Raw genomic sequence first — 19,073 nt, 5'->3', positions numbered from 1 at the left:
TATCAATTACCAGGTGACCGTTGGTGATTTATAAAAATTCACTCCTTGAATATCCCAACGTTTGCCTTGAATCTGAATTCTTTTCTGGAATCCTTCCCACGTTCTCAAGCTGGAAGGCGTCCAAGCTACCTCAGCGATCGCTGCTAATCGAGGGAAAGTCAAATATTCCATATCATCTCTATCGGTGACCGTTTCTGTCCAAAGAGGAGCTTCCACCCCTAAAATATCTGACTTTGCGATACCATCTGCATATGTCGCAGGATCCCATAGATAGGCTGAGTCCAACTCGATGTAGGCAGCCCAATGCAAGCCTATTCTAGTAGTAGAGTCATACTGCATGTCCAAGTAGGCTCTTTTGGCTGGAGACATCAAGATTTGATTTCCTTGCTCCTTAGCCAATTTGGCATTTTCTTCTTTCGCCCAAAACTGAGCGACGTTCCCTTTCAAAAGACTGGCTGTAGCTATTTCGTCCCAGCCAATACTTGTTTTTCCATAGTTTTTGACAATCTCCTGCACCCGCTCCACAAAGTAGATATAATCATCTTTTTTGGTCACATGGGACTCATCGCCTCCAATATGAAAATATGGTCCAGGTGTCAAAGCAGTCAATTCTCTGACTACATCTTCGACAAACTGATAAGTAAGTTCCAGATCCGTATCAAGTGTACTGAAGCCAACCTCGATCCCTGTGTACAACTCAGCAGCTTCTCGCTGAATATTAGAGCCTCCCAGAGCATCCTCTGCTTTCTCTATTGATTTGACGATTGTCTTGGTATCTCCATCTGGCAGATTGATTCCTGAGTTCAAGTCGCCATAGGATGCCAATACAGAATTGGTATGCCCAGGCATATCGATCTCAGGTATGACGGTAATAAAACGATCTGCTGCATAATTGACGATCTCAGTATATTCTTCTTGGGTATAAAAACCTCCGTTTTCTCCTCCCACCTCTGTACTCCCACCAATTTCGGCGAGTTTTGGCCAAGATTTGATTTCTATTCTCCACCCTTGATCATCAGTCAAGTGTAGATGGAGCACATTATATTTGAGCTCTGCCATCAAGTCAATGTAATGTTTGACATCTTCCATCGCTATAAAATGCCTTGCCACATCCAGCATACTACCCCTGTATCCAAAATCAGGACTGTCGGAAATAGATCCAGCTGGTACAGTCAAAGCTGTTCCAACTGGGGACGTTTCAAGAATAGCTGGTGGAAAAGCCTGAATTAAAGTCTGCACACCATAAAACAAGCCTGCCGCACTACTGGCCTGGATACTGATTCTATCCTCTGAAATCACCAAATCATAAGCTTCCGAAGCACTATCACCACCCTTTAGTTCCAAAACGATAGTTCCTTCGTCTGTACCCACCGGAATATCAAAGCCTGTAGAAGGTCTCAATTTAGAGGCAAGAAATTCTCCAATAAAGCTCAGTTTTTCACCAGAGCCTACCAATTGAATGCTGCTGGTCTCCGCTAATTCAAAATGACCACTTCCATTCGTAAGGTTGACTGGCAAAGGGATCAGACCTGTATCTGACAATTGACTCTCTTGCTTTTGACAAGAAAAAAGGGATATACTCAATCCCAAGGCTAAAACAGCTAGGCGTTTGTTCATGATTCTAATTTGGATTTAAGTAAACTTAATGGAAAATTTTATAAATCTCCTATCGTTAAAAACATATATTTACAAAAGAAGGATTCATATCCATGCGTAGAAACTCTTTTCCATTTGTCAAAAATCAAAACTAGGATAAGATTTATCATTTTATATTTAAACTTTTGAATTCCGATAAACAATAGACCATGAAAGGAAAAAATTCAAGAAGGGATTTTATCAAATCCTCTTCACTGGCAATGGCCGGTTTTTACATTGTCCCAAGGCATGTACTGGGTGGCCCTGGCTATATCGCTCCAAGCGATAAGCTGAGAGTTGCATCCGTAGGTGTGGGAGGAATGGGAGCCGGAGATGTACGAGGTATCTACAATTCTGGCAAAGTCGACATGATCGCACTTTGTGATGTGGATGATACGAGAGCCAAGCAAAGTCGCGAAGCACATCCCAAAGCCAATTATTACAAGGATTTCCGAATCATGCTCGAGAAAGAGGAAAAAAACATAGATGCGGTATCCGTTTCCACTCCTGATCACATGCATGCAGTCATTGCTATGATGGCGATGAAAATGGGCAAACACGTCTATGTGCAGAAACCGATGTCACATGACATCTATGAAGCAAGAATGCTCACCGAAGCTGCTGAAAAGTATAAGGTAGTCACCCAGATGGGAAATCAAGGTTCGTCAGGTGATGGTGTACGCAAAATGGTAGAATGGTATGATGCAGGCTTGATCGGTGAAGCTACCAAAGTCTACTCATGGACCAATCGACCTGTATGGCCACAAGGAATCCAATGGCCAAGCACGCCTGTGACTCCACCGGAAGATTTGGATTGGGATCTATGGCTAGGTACCGCACCTTACAAAGATTATGTGGGCAATTTGGTACCGTTTAACTGGAGAGGCTGGTGGGACTATGGCACTGGTGCTTTAGGAGACATGGCCTGTCATATTATGGAGCCGCCATTCCGTGTATTGGGTCTAGGCTATCCAAAATCAGCCGAATGCTCCGTAGGTTCGGTTTATGTAGGAGAATTCAATAGAGGCTATTTCCCAGAAAGCTGCCCTCCTTCCTCACATATCACACTGAGATTTGATAGACCTGGAAAAGAGGACTTGGAGTTTCATTGGATGGACGGTGGCATTCAGCCTACTCGTCCTGAGGAGCTAGAACCCAACGAACAAATGGGCGATGGGGGAAATGGCGTCATCATAGAAGGTACTAAAGGAAAGATGATGTGCTCCACCTACGGAATCAACCCACAACTTCTTCCTACCTCAAAAACCAAAGACATCAACGTACCAGAGACGATTTATCGTGTACCTGATGGAGATCGAGGTCACTACAATAATTGGGTGGAAGCATGTATTGGAGGCTATGGCTCTGAGCAATACGAAAAACTCAGCTCTCCATTTAGTGTAGCTGGTCCACTGACCGAATCAGTGCTGATGGGCAACCTTGCCATCCGCTCATACGACTACCGAGTGCCTAGAGCAGGAAGCGAGAATCAGTTTGACTATCCAGGTCGAGGAATCAAACTCGTATGGGATGGCCCTAATATGAAAATCACGAATTTTGAGCCTGCCAACCAATTTGTCAAAAGAGACTACCGAGGAGATTTCACCTTATAAACAGAAAAGGCCCGATTGAATTCGGGCCTTTACTTTTTTCAATTTTCTACAGTCAGATCGACTCTTCGATTTTTGGACCTTCCGGCTTCTGTCGCATTCGATGCCACAGGCCTCGTGCCTCCCCAGCCAGAAATCCTTAATCTTTCGAAACCTATTCCGTTCTCGACAAGATAGTCTCTGACAGCTCCTGCCCTTTCAAGGGAAAGTGCCTTATTCAGTCCAGGATCCCCGGCACTATCGGTATGGCCATTGATCCGAATTTTAAATCCTTCATTCTTCTTGAGAAATTCGGCTATTTCATCCAAGTATTCGAATGTATGTTGGCCTTCTAGTTCGGACGTACCTCTTTTAAAGCTCACTTTTTCCAAAGTCAGACTTGTGCCTGCCTCTGCTTTTGCGAGAAGTACCACATTCGGTTCGTCGGACAAAATAGAACCAGCAGCAATACTATTGGGAAAAAATCCTGCGGACTCAAATCGCAGTTCGCTGACACCTGCGTTTTTCACCTCCGAAAGTTTCAAGGAATCCAACACTAAGTTGACCCAGCTGTCTTCCTTCTTACCCTGCAGGGTGAAATCCAGAATTCTTGTTTTATTTTTTTGGTCAATAACCAGCCATTGGAGAGGGTTTTCCACTACTTGAATAGACTTTTCCTGAATAGTGATCTCAGGCACCCCCACGCTAGAAGATGGGTAAATCGGCGCAATTTCTTGGACTTTCACGCTATTTTCCTCTTTTGCCTGACTCAAAGCGACTGTCTTTGGTGCCTCAAAATCATTTGGAATATCGAGTATCTCCGGGTTTTTGAAAGTCAATAAATCGGCAAAACCATCACTGTTCTGTGTGCTTGTCCAAACGACTTCATTATCAGATATAAAAGTCACTGTACCCTCCGATCCCGGAGAACTTATTTGCTCCCATTTGACCGGTTGACTCCAGTTCAAAAGGGACTCATCCAATGCCTTTGCAATAAAAATATCCTTACCGCTAGCTCCCTCTTGCATATTGGATGAAAAATAGAGCAACTGCTTCTCGGGATCATAAAATGGACTGATTTCCTGTCCCGGGGTATTGATCACATTTCCTACGTGCACGGGCCTTTCCCATTGGATAACTGCATTTTTTTTGACGAGATAGATATCCTCGTTGCCGCGGCTATCACCTCTTTTAGCTGACAAAAAAATGTATTCACCTCCCTTAGATATCCTACCGGTCACATTTCCCTGCAACTCCTCTATCCCTTCCACTTCCAGCTTCCTCAAGAAATTCCACTCTGTCCCAAACTTGGAATAATGATAGACACCATGCTTCTCCTCATCCCGGTGATAGACCAGAAGTGTCAATATATCTTCCAACCCTATTGGAAAATCGTATCCTGGAGTACTCAGGTCAGGACGATGAATCGCCTCCGACCACTTGCCTTCTTCATTCTTTTTACTCATCCAGATATCCCCTGGATCTGTAACGCCTCCGAGATTACCCGGGTGATAGGCTCTTGTGAAAAGCAAAGTTCCATCTCCAATCCAAACAGGATTTTGATCATCCTGAGGACTATTGGCCCCGGATAAAACCTGAATCTCTTGCGCGTTGGTGTGTTGATAAAAACAGAAAGCAAGCAGTAAAGTACTGCCTGCTTTTTGAAAATACGATTTGAAATTTTTCATAATTATTGACCCAAAACGATGGCAAATACCAGCGGGGCCACAATTGTTGCATCTGATTCAATGATAAATTTGGGTGTATCCAGTCCTAATTTGCCCCAAGTAATTTTTTCATTGGGCACAGCTCCAGAATAGGAACCATAGGAAGTGGTAGAGTCAGAAATCTGACAGAAGTACCCCCAAAGCGGTACATTGTCCCGCTGAAGATCCTGATGCAACATCGGAACCACGCAGATAGGGAAATCTCCTGCAATTCCCCCGCCAATCTGGAAAAATCCAACTTTACTTTCATCTGTAGCATTTTGAGTATACCATTCTGCCAAAAACATCATGTATTCAATGCCGCTTCTTACAGTGTGCACATTCTTGATATCACCTGAGATCACATGGCCGGCAAACATATTGCCCAAGGTGGAATCTTCCCATCCTGGTACGATGATCGGAAGGTTTTTCTTGGCTGCTTCCAACAACCAGCTATTTTTCGGATCTATCTGATAGGAAGCTTCCAATTTGCCCGAAAGCAAGATTTTGTAGAAAAACTCATGCGGAAAATATGCCTCTCCAGCTTGATCCGCTTTTTCCCATTCTTCCAAAATCACATCTTCAATCCTTCTCATGGCTTCCATCTCTGGAATACACGTATCAGTCACCCGATTCATATGTCTATCCAGAAGATCTTGCTCTTGCTCAGGAGAAAGGTCTCGATAGTTAGGAATCCGCTCGTAATAATCATGAGCGACGAGGTTAAACACATCTTCCTCCAAGTTGGCACCTGTACAAGTAATGATCTGGACTTTATCCTGTCTGATCATTTCAGCCAGTGAAATCCCCAACTCTGCCGTGGACATCGCACCTGCCAAGGTCACCATCATCTTCCCTCCTTCATCTAGATGAGTCTTATATCCTTCAGCAGCATCTATCAGGGCTGCGGCGTTGAAATGTCGATAATGATGTTTTAAAAATTCCGTGATTTTCATGTCTTAGATTTGAATTTGCTCCAAAAATACCCAAAAATAGAGTACAAAAAAACCCGGACTATGCCGGGTTCAATTTTAGAATTTTGATTCTCTTATTTTGCAGAATCAGCTGGAGTTTTTGCATACTCCTGATTCAACCCGTCGATCACTGATGTAGTCACATCCAGGGCATCCACTCCATACCATACAGCTCCGCCTCTGGTATAGCTCAAGATCAGATCAAGCTCATTTTGCTCTGCGTATGTCTTCAGATATTTCTGTACTTGCTCGTATACTTCATTGTAGAGATTTGCTTCATCTACTGAAAGCTCTTGCATCAAGTTGTCTCTATAAGTCACAAGGTTTTGCTCCTTTTTCATCAGCTCCTCTTGCTTTGCTCTTTGCTGATTGGGAGTCATATTACCACCAGTTTGCTGAAAATTGGAAACTTCCTGCTCAAATCCTCTGGCACGGCTTTGAAGATCACCTTCGAATTTTTTCCCTTTGTCGGTTAGCTCTTCAGATTTTTTGACGAAATAATCATATTTATTGATCACGCTATCAGTATACACATAGGCGATTTTGAAATCCCCTGATACTTTAGAACTCTCACCAGAAGCAGCGGTCTCAGTTCCAGCAGTTTTTTGATCACATGCATAAAAAAGCACTGAAGCTAAACCCAGTACTCCTAAGAATTTAAATCCCTTTTTCACTTTCTAATAGTTAATGTTGTCAAGGGCGCAAATATAAAGAAAGTATTGATTTTGCAAGGAAAGTAGCTCAAAGCCTGTCTTAAAATAAGTGAAGCTTCAAAAATACAATTCTTGCGCAAGCCGGTACACTTGAGCGTGAGCTTCTATGATCTGGCTGATTTTTTGGCTGTAGCCACCTCCCATACTGCATTGGATAGGTACACCAAGCTCTTTGGCCAAATTTAAAACTATGCGATCCCGTTGATGCACGCCTGCCAAGCTCAGTCCCAGTCTTCCCAGCTTATCTGTAGCCAATACATCTACACCGGATTGATAAAGAATGAAGTCAGGTTCAAATTGATTGAAAACCTGATCCAAAGCATTTTGAAGTTGCTTCAGATACGCTTCATCTGTGATACCATCCTCCAATGGCACATCCAAATCAGACATTTCCTTTCGATGGGGATAATTTTTGGCTCCATGAAGACTCAAGGTAAAAACCGTAGGGTCTTCCCTGAAAATTTCTGCAGTTCCATTTCCCTGATGCACATCCAAATCTATGATCAGTACGTGTGCTGCCAACTGATTATTTTGAAGCCATCTGGCGGTGATGGCCAGATCATTGAGCAGACAAAAGCCCTCCCCGCGATCCGAGTAAGCATGATGTGTGCCGCCTGCAATATTCATAGCGATGCCATGCTGAAGCGCAAACTCCGCAGCTTCAATAGATCCCCCTGCTATCAAAACCTCCCGGTCTACCAAGTCTTGGCTCAGTGGGAAGCCCGTTGCTCTGATTTCAGATTTCGACAAACTGAGAGTGTTCAACTTATTCCAATAATCAGGCGTATGAGCACGTAAAATTGAGGCTTCATTAGCTGGCCTAGGACTAAAAAAATTATCATCTACGGCTGTACCTTCATGACGCAACTGCAGCGGCAGAAGCTCATATTTCTCCATGGGAAATCGATGGCCTGCTGGAAGAGGGTGGCAATACGAGGGTGAGTAGGCAATTTTGAGCATAAAAAAAAGCTTGTCATTACTAACAAGCTCGCTAAAATATAGTTTCAGTTTTTATCTATCAAACATCTTCCTCTTCGGACTGAAAGGAATAGGCTGTCTCGTCCAAGACCAGCGTATCATCATTAAACTCCTTGATGAATTTTTGAATCACCTTTTCATCTATAAATTCAACATTCAAAGCGCCATCCACACCGATACCATAATCATGATGGGTATCGATATCTACGAATTCTTGCACTTTGACCGTCTCCTCCTCTTCTATCTCCATGATCATCTCAGTGATGAACCATCCCACTTCTTCCTCTTCACTAGATAGAGGCAAAAGATTGCCGTTTTCGTCTTCTTCATATTGAATCCCATTGAAATTGGGAAATTTCTTTGCAGCTTCATGCTCTGCCAATTCGTATACTTCACTGGCATGATGCAACCTCAACGTATAAAGAGCCGCATCATAAACCACCTCTTTGCCTTCAAACATGCCAATGAAGTAGAAATTCACAAATTCGTCTGAATTTTCATCATCAGGAATCAACTGATAAGATCTTCCAGATGCTTTGAGCTCCTTCTTGAGCTTTTCAATTTCATTAGGATCAAATCCAGGATTTGGTAGTGACATAGAATTAAAAATTAGGGGTAATTAATTTCACTTGGGAAATATAGCTCCACTCGGTGAATTACCAAGGAATATACTATCAAAATATAAATGAGTAAAGACAATTTAGAAAAGTTTGATGAAGATTTTGTTAATTATTTACTAAAATCCAGAGAAAACAACTTACTGGAATTCAAGCAGAAAGTAACTTCCAAATCAAAAATCGCAAAATCTCTTGCCTCCCTTGCAAATACTCAAGGTGGAATACTGGTAGTGGGGATTTCTGACCAAAAGAAGATCATAGGAATCGACCCCAATGAGGAGATGTACATGCTGGATTCGGCCAATGAAACATACTGCATCCCAAAGGTCAGCTATACCATAGAAACCATCCTCTGGCATGATCCAAATCCCAGTCCATACGAAACTGAAGAAAAAACAATCCTCAAAGTCACAATCCTCAAATCAGAACAGCCCATTAGAGTACTGAGCAAAGACGGAACTGAGAAAATCTACATCAGAGAAGGTGATCAGACAAGGCTACTAATCTGATCCCAGCTTATTACCAAAGAGTGAATTGACAATACTCAATACAATCGCAAACAACATCGCCCACCAAAATCCATCTACTTCAAACCCAGGGATGATCCGGTCCGCCAGAAGAATTACGAGGGCATTGATCACCAGTAGAAAAAGACCAAAAGTCAACAACGTCAATGGAAGCGTCAATAGGATCATCAGTGGCTTGATGGTCAAATTGATCAAAATCAGGATGGCTGCCAGTAGAAATCCTGTCACCCAGGTATCGATACTGATCCCCGCGAGAAAAAACTCGGCAATCAATACCGAAATACCTCCGAGAAGAATTTTCACCAAAAAAGAGGATGCTTGATTTTTTTGAGCCATGATAATCTTTTAGTAGGATGAATTTAGAAGAAAATGATTTAAATCATGCAGTTGAAGAGCAGCAAGTTGGGATTTGGCTTTAAAATTGAAGCCTGACCTTTTATATTTGCAAAAAATTAATCTAAATAAGCACAACGTGATTATCATTCTCTTCTTCTTATTACACTGGTATTTTTCACTGTTCTGCCAAAGCTTTTTCCTTCATCGATATGCAGCCCACCAGATGTTTGTGATGAATAAATTCTGGGAAAAGTTCTTCTACTTATTCACATGGATGTGGCAGGGAAGCTCCTATCTTTCACCAAGAGCATATGCTATCCTGCACCGCATGCACCACGCCTATAGCGATACTCCAAAAGATCCTCATAGTCCGCATCACACAGAGAACTTGTTTACTATGATGTGGAAGACCAAAAATATTTACAACGATTATTTTAGCTTCAAGCTCAAGCCAGAGGAGCGTTTTTCCAAAGACATTCCGGACTGGAACAAATTTGACAGATTTGCTGACAATATGGGCGTGCGGGTAGCTTGGGGACTTCTATATGTGCTTATTTATGTGCTTTGCATTTCTGTATTTGAACTTCCGGGAACCCATTGGTGGATGTATTTTTTGCTACCAATTCACTTCTTGATGGGACCTGTACATGGTGCTATCGTCAATTGGAGCGGTCACAAGTATGGCTATGCCAACTTTGACAACAACGATAAATCCAAAAACAGCTTGCTACTTGATGTCTTAATGCTAGGAGAGTTATTCCAAAACAATCATCACAAATTGCCCAACAGACCCAATTTTGCGGTGAAATGGTATGAATTTGACCCAACCTATCCAATCGTCAAATTACTCCACGCTTCAGGAATAATTAAATTAAGAACGGCATAATTATAAAGGGACTAGATAGTCCCTTTTTTTAGTTCCCAGAATTTCAATCACTTGGAAAACAGAACTAAAATATTCCACTTAAAATTGGATTTTTCTTGGATTTAAGAAACTAAACCAATAATTTTCATAAGATTATACCTTAGCACCTTAAACAAAAATCTTATGAAACCATTAACAAGGGCCGAAGAAGAGATCATGCAGAATCTTTGGCAACTAGAAAGGGGGTTTGTGAAGGACATTCTTACACCAATGCCAGAACCAAAACCAGCTTACAACACAGTATCAACAATTGTAAGAATCTTAGAAAGAAAAGGCTTTGTGAGCCATAAATCCTACGGAAAAAGTCACGAATACTTCCCAATTGTTTCCAAAGACGAATACAGAACTTTCATCATCAAAAAAATGCTGGAAGGATACTTTGACAATTCATTCGGGAAATTGACTGAGTTTTTCAAAAATGATGAATCACTCAATAACAAAACTTACCAATAATTTGGGTAAATAACTTTACTTCAACTAACTAACATCAAACCCAACTCAATCTCTGTTCAAGAACAGTATTGACACAAACCTTATTGAACTGTATCAATAAGGTTTTTTAGTGCCCTATCTTTCCTTAGAACAACATTCCTGCGATAGTTGCTGTCATGAGACATGCCAAAGAGGCTGCCATTAAGGACTTGAGACCTAATCGACTCAAGTTACCCTGTTGATTTGGAGCAATGATACTGATACCTCCTAGTTGGATCGCAATAGAAGAGAAATTGGAAAACCCGCACAACGCATAGGTAGCAATTACGACTGATTTGGAAGTAAGGGTACCAGCGGCTTTCATTTCAGATAAGGAGAGATAAGCCACAAATTCGTTGATCACTGTTTTTTGCCCCAACAAACTACCTACTTGAAGTGTATCTCCCCACTCCACTCCGATCACCCAAGCAAATACCCGAAAAATCTGTCCAAAAATATATTCCAGTGAAAAGCCATCAAACTGACCTCCGGTAGAGTTGATGACAAACGCATTCAAGCCAGTATACTCGCCAAGCAATCCGCTTAGCAAAAAGTTAACAGCAGCGATGACAGCTATAAAAGCCAAAAGCATCGCTCCTACGTTGAGGGCAAGTTTCAAACCTTCTGATGCACCGATAGACATCGCATCTATCAGATTGACCCCCATGCTTTCTTTGTTGACTTCCAGCTTGTCCTGAACAAGCTTCTTCTCAGTCTCAGGGATAAAGATCTTGGACAAAACGATGGCCGCTGGTGCATTCATGATACTGGCTCCGAGTAAATAGGCAGCAAATTTACTTTGCTCCTCCAGGCTATCTCCACCCAAAAACGCAACATATCCTGCCAAAACCCCTCCTGCAATCGTCGCCATCCCTCCTGTCATGAGGCACATGAGTTCAGACTTACTCATCTGCGGTATAAACGGACGAACCAATAAAGGAGCTTCCGTTTGCCCCAAGAAAATGTTTCCTGCGGCAGACAAGCTTTCGGGGCCAGACAGTCTCATAGTACGGGCCATCACCCAAGCGATCCCGAATACGATCTTTTGCAAAATACCGAGGTAGTACAACCCTGCCGAAACTGTCGAAAAAAACACTATTGTAGGGAGTACTTTAAAAGCGAAAATAAACCCAAAGGTATCTCCTGCGAGGTCTCCGAATATAAATCTGGCACCGTCTTCGGAAAAGCTCAAGAACTTCACAAAGCCGTCAGATAAGAGTGAGAAACCTGCAGCCACTAAAGGTACCTTGGTGATCAGAAAGCCAAAAACCAGTTGCAAAGCAACACCTATCCCCACCAGTCTCCAGTCAATCTTCTTTCTGTCATTTGAAAAAATATAAGCTACTAAAACAATGACCAGAAGGCCAAAGACACCTCTAATATAATCCATGCGAATTTTGTTAAGGGCTAAAAATAGGAATGACTGAGGCAAGAAAAAAGTCCTGATCACTCAGGACTTCAAATTAGGCTAGTTTCTTTTATTTATTTCATCCCTTATCCTTGCGGCTTTCTCATAGTCTTCATTGGATATGGCCTTATCAAGCATCTGATTGAGCTTGTCCAGACTATAATCCTTGAGCGAAGGTTCTTTTTTGGAGGGAAATTTCTGACTTGGCTGAGGTTTCGGCGTTTGTGTTTCTTTTCCTTCTATATCCAGGTTTTCCACTGCTGCCTCAGACATGACATTTTCAGCGCAGAAAATAGGGCATCCAAATCGGATCGCTATCGCTATAGCATCCGATGGCCTTGCATCTATTTCAGCATCTATCCTCTCACTTTTACATTGGATTTTGGCATAGTAGACCCCTTCCTTCATATCAGTGATGACTATACGATCTATGTCAAAATTAAACCCATGCGCGATGGATTTAAAAAGATCGTGGGTCATCGGTCTGTTGGGAATAATTTTTTCGATTTCCAGGGCTATCGCCTGAGCTTCAAACATCCCTATGATGATCGGTAGTCTCCTGATACCTCCTACCTCTCCCAGTATCAGAGTGAATGACCCGGATTGGGAATGGTTTGACGTAAGGCCCAAAATCTCAAGTTCTATGAGTTTTTCCACAAAAATTTAAAGTTCTGCTTTCAGTGCTTCGTTTAACTTAGGAACTATTTCAAATGCGTCCCCGACTATGCCATAATCCGCTGCTTTAAAGAATGGAGCTTCGGGATCTTTATTGATGACAAGAATACATTTGGAAGAATTGACCCCTGCAAGATGCTGAATAGCACCTGAAATTCCTATCGCGACATATAAACTTGGAGCTACTTTTACCCCAGTTTGTCCTACGTGCTCGTGATGAGGCCTCCATTCCATATCAGATACAGGCTTGGAGCACCCTGTGGCTGCACCCAATGTTTTGGCAAGGTCTTCCAGCATACCCCAGTTTTCAGGACCTTTCATCCCACGGCCACCTGAGACTACAATATCAGCTTCTGGCAATAATACTTCACCAGTCGCTCTTTCTGTAGCCGTAATCTTCGACCCAAAGTCACTATCCGGTATAGCTACTTCCAATGATTCCACGGCAGCATTTGCACCGTCAGTTTTCAAATCCACAGCATTTTTCTTAACCGCAAGGATTTTATTTTCCGTAGTCAAGCTCGTGTAAGCAAACGCCTTTCCGGTAAAAATACTTCGCTTTACCAAGTACTCGGCACCGATTTCCGGTAGCTCAATTACATTGGATACCAAACCTGCATTGATTTTCACAGCCAATCTTGCCGCTACTGCATCACCAAGAGATGACTTGGCAAGCACTACTGTCTTGGCACCGGATTTTTCAAAAGCCTGAGCTACTGCACTCGCGTGAGCCTGAATCACACCATCATCCAGTCTACTGTCAGATACATGTAAAACTTTGGAAGCTCCTGATTTTCCTATTCCTTCTAGTTCACTGCTATCTAAACTCCCAAGAGCCAAAGCTACTACATCTCCTTCTCCTGTCTTCTGAGCGAGTTCGCTTGCAAAAGAGACCGCTTCAAGACTGGTCTTTTTTACTTTGCTCTCTGCTTTTTCTATATATACTAATATGGACATATCTTATTGATTACGTTAGAATTAATAAAAATCAATTAAAGTACTTTTGCTTCGTTTTTGAGCAGCTTTACAAGCTCCGAAACATTGTCTTTATCGATCAGCTTCACCGCTCCTTTAGCTGGAGGAAGCTCATATTTCACCGCTGCTGCCTGAGTCTCATCGCCAGAAGGCTCCACTACTGTAAGCGGCTTGGTCCGCGCAGACATGATCCCTCGCATATTTGGGATTTTCCATTCTGCGATTGGCTCCTGACATCCTGCGATCAAAGGTAGTCCTGCTTCGAGTAGTTCTTTCCCTCCTTCGATTTCCCTAGCCATTTTGGCTGTAGATCCATCCACTTCCAGTTTCATTACTGGCGAAAAAGACGGAACTCCAAGAAGCTCACCTACCATTCCATGAACCATTCCTCCATTAAAATCGATGGACTCTCTACCCATCAAAATCAAATCATATCCGGCTTCTTTTGCATGATTGGCTATTTGCTTGGCTACAAAAATGGAATCCTTCGGAAATGAATTGATCCGAATAGCCTCATCAGCTCCGATTGCCAATGCTTTTCTCAAAGTAGGCTCAGTTTCAGCTTCTCCTACATTCAGCACGGTCAATTTCCCTCCAGTCTGATCTCTCAGTTCTACAGCTCTAGCTAAAGCATAATCGTCATAAGGTCCTATAATGAATTGAACCCCAGTAGTATCAAATTTAGTATTATCGGCAGTAAACTGAATCTTGGAAGTAGTGTCCGCTACATGGGTGATACAAACAAGAATCTTCATTGGTTAAAGTTTTGATTATTTTAGTTTTATTTCGTGTGAAAATAACAGTCATACCTTAATTAAAAAAACAATTCATGGGCAATTTGAATAGGATCAGTCTTCTCAGACAATTTACAATCGAGGAGCCAAAAAACCCTTTCAATTGGTATGCTTTGGCACTTGAGCTGCAAGAATCTGATACCCAAGAGGCTCAGGGGCTCTATAGCAAACTACTGAAGGATTTTCCCGATTATCTCCCTACCTATTATCATGCAGCTCATTTTTTTGAGGCTTTGGAAAAGCTGGACCTGGCGCAGGAAACCTATGAGAAAGGAATGGCATTAGCCAAGCGCACCCAAGAACACAAAACTCTCAAGGAACTGGCAAATGCGTACCAGAACTTTCTTTTTGAGCATGATCTGGACTAATCAGACCATAAAAGACCGGGGAAAATGATCTGTTTTTAACTCTTGAGCTCCCGCCAGAAAGCCTAAATCGTACAGTCTTCTACAGTTAGCTGCATTATCCATTGCTGCCAGACTGTCTGCGTCTTTTTGGGTATAAAGCTTGTCGGGTTTAAAGCGCTCATTGAGATCTTCTGGATCCAAAAACAAGTTGTATCTCAGGTAGTGGATCAGTCCTTTTTTTCTATCCACATCATCCGAAAGAATATCTCCCTCGAGCGCTACTACCTCACTGTCAATATGAAAACTCGTGGGTGAATTAGATAGCCATTGGAGGATCTGTTGGTTTTGCCAGCTTGCGTCTTGCATAAACATCTCAGGAAGATTTGCAGCCCAATTGAGCAAGGTACTTTTTCCGATCTTTTGAGGCAGTCGTTTCCACCTTGTCATTCCCGTCCCAACCGAGACGATCATCAACTGATCCTCTCCCATCTTCCAGTGATAGGGAAATCCCTTCAAAGTGGCTACCATCAGACATTGCAGGGCAGGATTATTGGCCATGCTCACCCCTCCATCCACAAAGGCGGCAAATCCATTGTCGCCGCCGACTTCGATCGACTGAGGGAGAAAATAGGTGGGTGCAGCTGCACTGGCCCTCACGCATTTCCAAATCGGAATGGATTTATTATCCCCGTGCCCAGAATCATAGAATTTGCCTTTTGGATGATTGTTTAAGGACCAAACCGAATTGGTATCTGCTCGCTTGGCTACGATTACCAAGGCAGTTTTCACAGCTTCTTGATCACCGAGCAAGGTGTCACCAAATACATTCTGCAACTCCTTGACGAGAGCCTTATCGTCATATTTGGCCTTCAGTAGATCGTCGATTTCGAAGATCCGGTACCACCTGTACTTTTTCCCAAAAATTTTCTTCCCCAGTTCAAAATACTTATCGCGAATCTCATCCACACTCATCCCCTTGGCCAATGCTGCTGCGATGATAGAGCCGGTACTCGTCCCTCCTATCATATCAAAATAGTCACAAAGCAACAGATCTGACTTGTCGTGCTGCTCGCGCAAAAGTTCTTCCAGATGCTTCAGATACCCCAGGCTAAGTGCTCCTCTGATGCCACCGCCATCCAAAGCCAAAATCCTTTTTTTCCCTGAAACGGGGTCAAATTTTTCCTCTAGTGTTTTCATAAAAATCCATATTTTTCGATTCAAAAATCATTTCCCTTCAATTTACTAAATTGAATTTCAGTAGCTTAGTGAAAATAAAAATTTTATGCAGATCTCTCAAAAGCAAATGCTCGAGCACTTCACCCCGATTTTTGAAAAGCAAGGAAGGAAATACAAAAAGAAGACCCTGATCAAAGCCAAAAGAGCTACCGAAGGAGAGATCATCTATACAAAAACCTCTGATGGTGTGGAGACAAAAAACACAGCTAAAGCGGGAGATTTTTTGGTAGAAAACCAAACCAGCTCTTCGGAAAAGTATCTAGTTAAAAAGCAGTCTTTCGAGAAAAAGTATGAGTTGAAGGGAGCGCTGGAAAAAGGCTGGGCATGCTACTCTTCCAAAGGCTATGTGTGGGCCATCGAGTTTTCGGAAGAAAATCTACAACAGCTCGGACAGCAGGATGAGGTGTGTTTCGAAGCTGAATGGGGAGAAGACATGATCATCAAAAAAGGAGACTTTTTAGTGGCTCCTCCAGAGCTGGATGAGGTCTATCGGATTGCCAAAAAGGAATTTGGGGAAACGTACCAGTTACTCTAAGGAGCCAAGACGATTTTGCCTAACTGGAGCCCCTGATCCATTTTATCAAAGGCTTTCGCAGCCTCTTGAAATCCATAAACTGAATCAACCAGGGGTTTAATCTGGTGCTTTTGAACATAATTCAACATGGCTTCAAAATCTGAATCCGACCCCATTGTCGTACCGATAATCTTCAGTTGGTTCCAAAAAATTCGACGGGCTTCCAGCGATCCTGGATTACCCTGTGTGGCACCATAAATCACTATTCGTCCACCTGGCTTGGTTGCTTTGACAAGTTCATTGAGCCCATCTCCTGCCGCACCATCAATGATCAGGTCAAATCCTCCCGTCTCGCTTTTTGCAGCATCAGCCCAATCTTCTTTCCTATAATCAAATCCAGCTTTGGCGCCTAAATCAAGCGCCCTTTCAATCTTCTCCGCACTGCTACTCGTCACGTAGACATCTACTCCCATCGCAAGCGCAAACTGGGCTGCAAACTGGGCCACACCCCCTCCAAACCCCGAAATCAGCACACAATCTCCTGATGTCAGACCTCCCTGAGTCATCAGGGCACGAAAGGCCGTCAAGCCAGCCAAAGGCAATGCCGCAGCTTCAGTAGCACTCAAATGCTCCGGTTTGGAAAAAACGCGATCTGAATTGATGACTAACTCCTCCGCCAAAGTACCATCAGAGGGCATTCCTATGATCTGAAAAGACTCTGACTGAGCAAGATTGCTCTCACCCCAATGAAGTGCAGGATTGACGATCACGTCTTGTCCAAGCTTCAGTCCCGTAACCTCCGATCCCAATTCAATGATCGTCCCACAGGCATCCGAACCAAGAATAACTCCATCTTTCAAGTTGGGATATTTGCCTTTGCGGCACCACTCATCCCGATGATTGAGAGCGGCAGCAAGAACTTTGATCCGGACTTGATTTGGTTGTAGACTTTGCGGAGCCAGCTCTTTTAGCTCCAAATTTCCCGGCAGACTTCTGTTGAGAACAATCCCTTTCATTCTAAAAATCGGTTGGTTTTGACTCTTTGTTTAATAAATCGTCCAGATCATCATTGGCGCGACTTTGCATTTTGATGGTATTGCCACCCTCAAACTCACCTGCGCCGCTGGATTGCGATGCAAATTTATTTCCGTACATCGGCTCTACAGGATTTTGGGGAGCTCCATAGCCTCCAAAATTATCCAAATCTGTAAACCTCGTGTATCTACCGATGAATCGGAGTTTAACTGTATCCAATGATCCATTTCTGTGTTTGGCTATAATCACCTCTCCCACACCCTGAGTTGAATTGTGCTCTTCATCCTCGGTAATTCCATAATATTCCGGACGATAGAGGAACATTACCATATCGGCATCTTGCTCGATCGCTCCTGATTCCCTCAAATCTGAAAGCTGAGGTCGCTTATCTCCACCTCTGGTCTCCACTGCCCTGGAAAGCTGGGAAAGGGCAATTACCGGGATCATCAGTTCCTTGGCAATCTTCTTCAAGGCACGGGAAATACTCGCAATTTCCTGCTCCCGATTTCCGCCATTTCCACCTTTCGAATCACCCGACATCAGCTGCAAGTAATCAATTACAATCATCTGAATGTCGTGCTGGGCCTTGAGTTTTCTGGCTTTGGCACGAAGCTCCAGAATGGAAAGCGCTGGCGTGTCATCGATGAAAAGAGGCGCTTTGGAAAGTTTTGCAGTTTTGTGAACCAATTGAGCCCATTCATGCTCTGCCAAAGTTCCCTTCTTGATTTTTTCTGAGTCCAGCTCAGCCTCTGAAGAGATGAGACGATTGACCATCTGGACAGAGGACATCTCCAGTGAAAAAATAGCAACAGGCTTGTCATGATCTACTGCCGCATTCCGTAGTACAGAGAGTACAAAGGCTGTCTTACCCATCGCAGGACGGGCAGCAATAATGACCAAATCTGCTTTTTGCCAACCCGAAGTCACACGATCCAAGGCCGTAAATCCTGAAGGGACACCAGTTAAACCATCCTTTTGATGCTTTTTGGACTCCAACTCAGCAAATGCTTCCCGCATGATGGACTTCATGTCGGAATAGTTCTTTCTGATGTTTTTCTCGGATATCTCAAAGAGGGATTGCTCCATCTTGTCCAGCAGTTCAAATACATCGGTAGTATCTTCAAAAGCATCCTTTTGAATTTCCGATGAAATACTGATCAGTTCACGTTTGATCGCCTGCTCTGTAATGATCCTCGCATGGTATTCAATGTTAGCGGCAGAAGCGACTTTGGAGGTCAGTTCGGTCACATAAAAAGCTCCACCGGCCACTTCCAACGTCCCATTTTTTCTCAATTGGGAAGTGACTGTCAGCAGGTCAATCGGCTGTGACTCGGTAAAAAGATCCAAAATAGCCCGAAAAATCACCTGATGCGCATCCTTGTAGAAGGACTCCACTTTCAAAATGTCGATCACATTGGTCAAAGCATCCTTCTCCAACATCAATGCACCCAATACAGCTTCCTCCAGATCCACTGCCTGAGGAGGCAATTTCCCCATGGAGTTTGGGCTGTCAAAATTGGATTTCTTTCGGCTGAATCTAGGCGTATTCGGTTTGTCGGTCATGGAACAAATGTATCTCCTTTAAGTCAAGAGTTTTAAACAAGTTTTCCAAAACTTA

20 protein-coding genes are annotated in these 19,073 nt (G+C 43.1%); 6 read left to right on the top strand and 14 right to left on the bottom strand.

Features of this window, described 5'->3' with window-relative positions; genetic code table 11:
• Positions 1 to 6 precede the first annotated feature (6 nt).
• Positions 7 to 1,617, bottom strand: a complete 1,611-nt coding sequence (locus G460_RS0102660) for a beta-N-acetylhexosaminidase (protein ID WP_026953923.1) — start codon at positions 1,615 to 1,617, stop codon at positions 7 to 9.
• 188 nt (positions 1,618 to 1,805) lie between these two features.
• Between G460_RS0102660 and G460_RS0102655 the strand changes: the two genes are divergently transcribed.
• Positions 1,806 to 3,248 (top strand): Gfo/Idh/MocA family protein, encoded by a 1,443-nt coding sequence (locus tag G460_RS0102655; protein ID WP_026953922.1) that lies wholly within the window; start codon positions 1,806 to 1,808, stop codon positions 3,246 to 3,248.
• Positions 3,249 to 3,286: 38 nt separating this feature from the next.
• On the opposite strand, the gene G460_RS0102650 is transcribed toward G460_RS0102655, so the two are convergent.
• The 5 genes from G460_RS0102650 to G460_RS0102630 form a co-directional block, all read right to left on the bottom strand.
• Complete coding sequence (locus tag G460_RS0102650; RefSeq protein WP_026953921.1) at positions 3,287 to 4,912, bottom strand: OmpA family protein; 1,626 nt, start codon at positions 4,910 to 4,912, stop codon at positions 3,287 to 3,289.
• Between the two features lie 2 nt (positions 4,913 to 4,914).
• Positions 4,915 to 5,886 (bottom strand): deoxyhypusine synthase family protein, encoded by a 972-nt coding sequence (locus tag G460_RS0102645; RefSeq protein WP_026953920.1) that lies wholly within the window; start codon positions 5,884 to 5,886, stop codon positions 4,915 to 4,917.
• A 92-nt stretch (positions 5,887 to 5,978) separates the two neighbouring features.
• Positions 5,979 to 6,578 (bottom strand): OmpH/Skp family outer membrane protein, encoded by a 600-nt coding sequence (locus G460_RS0102640; protein ID WP_026953919.1) that lies wholly within the window; start codon positions 6,576 to 6,578, stop codon positions 5,979 to 5,981.
• A gap of 96 nt (positions 6,579 to 6,674) precedes the next feature.
• Positions 6,675 to 7,577, bottom strand: a complete 903-nt coding sequence (locus G460_RS0102635; RefSeq protein WP_026953918.1) for a histone deacetylase family protein — start codon at positions 7,575 to 7,577, stop codon at positions 6,675 to 6,677.
• Positions 7,578 to 7,635: 58 nt separating this feature from the next.
• Positions 7,636 to 8,193 (bottom strand): hypothetical protein, encoded by a 558-nt coding sequence (locus tag G460_RS0102630; RefSeq protein ID WP_026953917.1) that lies wholly within the window; start codon positions 8,191 to 8,193, stop codon positions 7,636 to 7,638.
• A gap of 87 nt (positions 8,194 to 8,280) precedes the next feature.
• On the opposite strand from G460_RS0102630, the gene G460_RS0102625 reads away from it, so the two are divergent.
• Positions 8,281 to 8,721, top strand: coding sequence for an AlbA family DNA-binding domain-containing protein (locus tag G460_RS0102625; RefSeq protein ID WP_026953916.1), 441 nt, complete (start codon positions 8,281 to 8,283; stop codon positions 8,719 to 8,721).
• Here the strand turns inward: G460_RS0102625 and G460_RS0102620 are convergent.
• Entirely contained in the window at positions 8,713 to 9,075 is a 363-nt protein-coding gene (locus G460_RS0102620) for a phage holin family protein (protein WP_026953915.1), read from the bottom strand. The two genes, G460_RS0102625 and G460_RS0102620, sit on opposite strands and share 9 nt — an antisense overlap.
• A gap of 136 nt (positions 9,076 to 9,211) precedes the next feature.
• On the opposite strand from G460_RS0102620, the gene G460_RS0102615 reads away from it, so the two are divergent.
• Positions 9,212 to 9,961 (top strand): acyl-CoA desaturase, encoded by a 750-nt coding sequence (locus G460_RS0102615; protein WP_026953914.1) that lies wholly within the window; start codon positions 9,212 to 9,214, stop codon positions 9,959 to 9,961.
• A gap of 162 nt (positions 9,962 to 10,123) precedes the next feature.
• The gene (locus G460_RS0102610) at positions 10,124 to 10,453 is read left to right on the top strand and encodes a BlaI/MecI/CopY family transcriptional regulator (RefSeq protein ID WP_026953913.1); all 330 of its coding nucleotides are present in this window, start codon (positions 10,124 to 10,126) and stop codon (positions 10,451 to 10,453) included.
• A 124-nt stretch (positions 10,454 to 10,577) separates the two neighbouring features.
• On the opposite strand, the gene G460_RS0102605 is transcribed toward G460_RS0102610, so the two are convergent.
• The 4 genes from G460_RS0102605 to G460_RS0102590 form a co-directional block, all read right to left on the bottom strand.
• On the bottom strand, positions 10,578 to 11,861 hold the full coding sequence (locus tag G460_RS0102605) for a NupC/NupG family nucleoside CNT transporter (RefSeq protein ID WP_026953912.1): 1,284 nt from the start codon (positions 11,859 to 11,861) through the stop codon (positions 10,578 to 10,580).
• A gap of 78 nt (positions 11,862 to 11,939) precedes the next feature.
• Complete coding sequence (locus G460_RS0102600; protein WP_026953911.1) at positions 11,940 to 12,536, bottom strand: bifunctional nuclease family protein; 597 nt, start codon at positions 12,534 to 12,536, stop codon at positions 11,940 to 11,942.
• A gap of 6 nt (positions 12,537 to 12,542) precedes the next feature.
• On the bottom strand, positions 12,543 to 13,511 hold the full coding sequence (locus G460_RS0102595; RefSeq protein WP_026953910.1) for an electron transfer flavoprotein subunit alpha/FixB family protein: 969 nt from the start codon (positions 13,509 to 13,511) through the stop codon (positions 12,543 to 12,545).
• A 35-nt stretch (positions 13,512 to 13,546) separates the two neighbouring features.
• Positions 13,547 to 14,284 (bottom strand): electron transfer flavoprotein subunit beta/FixA family protein, encoded by a 738-nt coding sequence (locus G460_RS0102590; RefSeq protein WP_026953909.1) that lies wholly within the window; start codon positions 14,282 to 14,284, stop codon positions 13,547 to 13,549.
• Positions 14,285 to 14,358: 74 nt separating this feature from the next.
• On the opposite strand from G460_RS0102590, the gene G460_RS0102585 reads away from it, so the two are divergent.
• Positions 14,359 to 14,691 (top strand): hypothetical protein, encoded by a 333-nt coding sequence (locus G460_RS0102585; protein WP_026953908.1) that lies wholly within the window; start codon positions 14,359 to 14,361, stop codon positions 14,689 to 14,691.
• Here the strand turns inward: G460_RS0102585 and G460_RS0102580 are convergent, their stop codons facing one another.
• Entirely contained in the window at positions 14,692 to 15,867 is a 1,176-nt protein-coding gene (locus tag G460_RS0102580; protein WP_035463780.1) for a patatin-like phospholipase family protein, read from the bottom strand. It lies immediately after the preceding gene.
• An 85-nt stretch (positions 15,868 to 15,952) separates the two neighbouring features.
• Between G460_RS0102580 and G460_RS21285 the strand changes: the two genes are divergently transcribed.
• The gene (locus G460_RS21285) at positions 15,953 to 16,441 is read left to right on the top strand and encodes a hypothetical protein (RefSeq protein ID WP_051315886.1); all 489 of its coding nucleotides are present in this window, start codon (positions 15,953 to 15,955) and stop codon (positions 16,439 to 16,441) included.
• Here G460_RS21285 and G460_RS0102570 read toward each other — a convergent pair.
• Entirely contained in the window at positions 16,438 to 17,436 is a 999-nt protein-coding gene (locus G460_RS0102570) for a zinc-binding dehydrogenase (protein WP_026953906.1), read from the bottom strand. The genes G460_RS21285 and G460_RS0102570 overlap by 4 nt on opposite strands.
• Before the next feature lies 1 nt (position 17,437).
• Positions 17,438 to 19,018: a replicative DNA helicase gene (gene dnaB, locus G460_RS0102565; protein ID WP_026953905.1), complete on the bottom strand. Its 1,581-nt coding sequence runs from the start codon at positions 19,016 to 19,018 to the stop codon at positions 17,438 to 17,440.
• Positions 19,019 to 19,073: the final 55 nt, after the last annotated feature.

This window comes from Algoriphagus vanfongensis DSM 17529, from assembly GCF_000429465.1.
In the GTDB taxonomy this organism is placed as follows: domain Bacteria; phylum Bacteroidota; class Bacteroidia; order Cytophagales; family Cyclobacteriaceae; genus Algoriphagus; species Algoriphagus vanfongensis.
The sequence above is the reverse complement of the archived record's forward strand: the minus strand, read 5'-3'. Positions and strand labels throughout refer to the sequence as shown.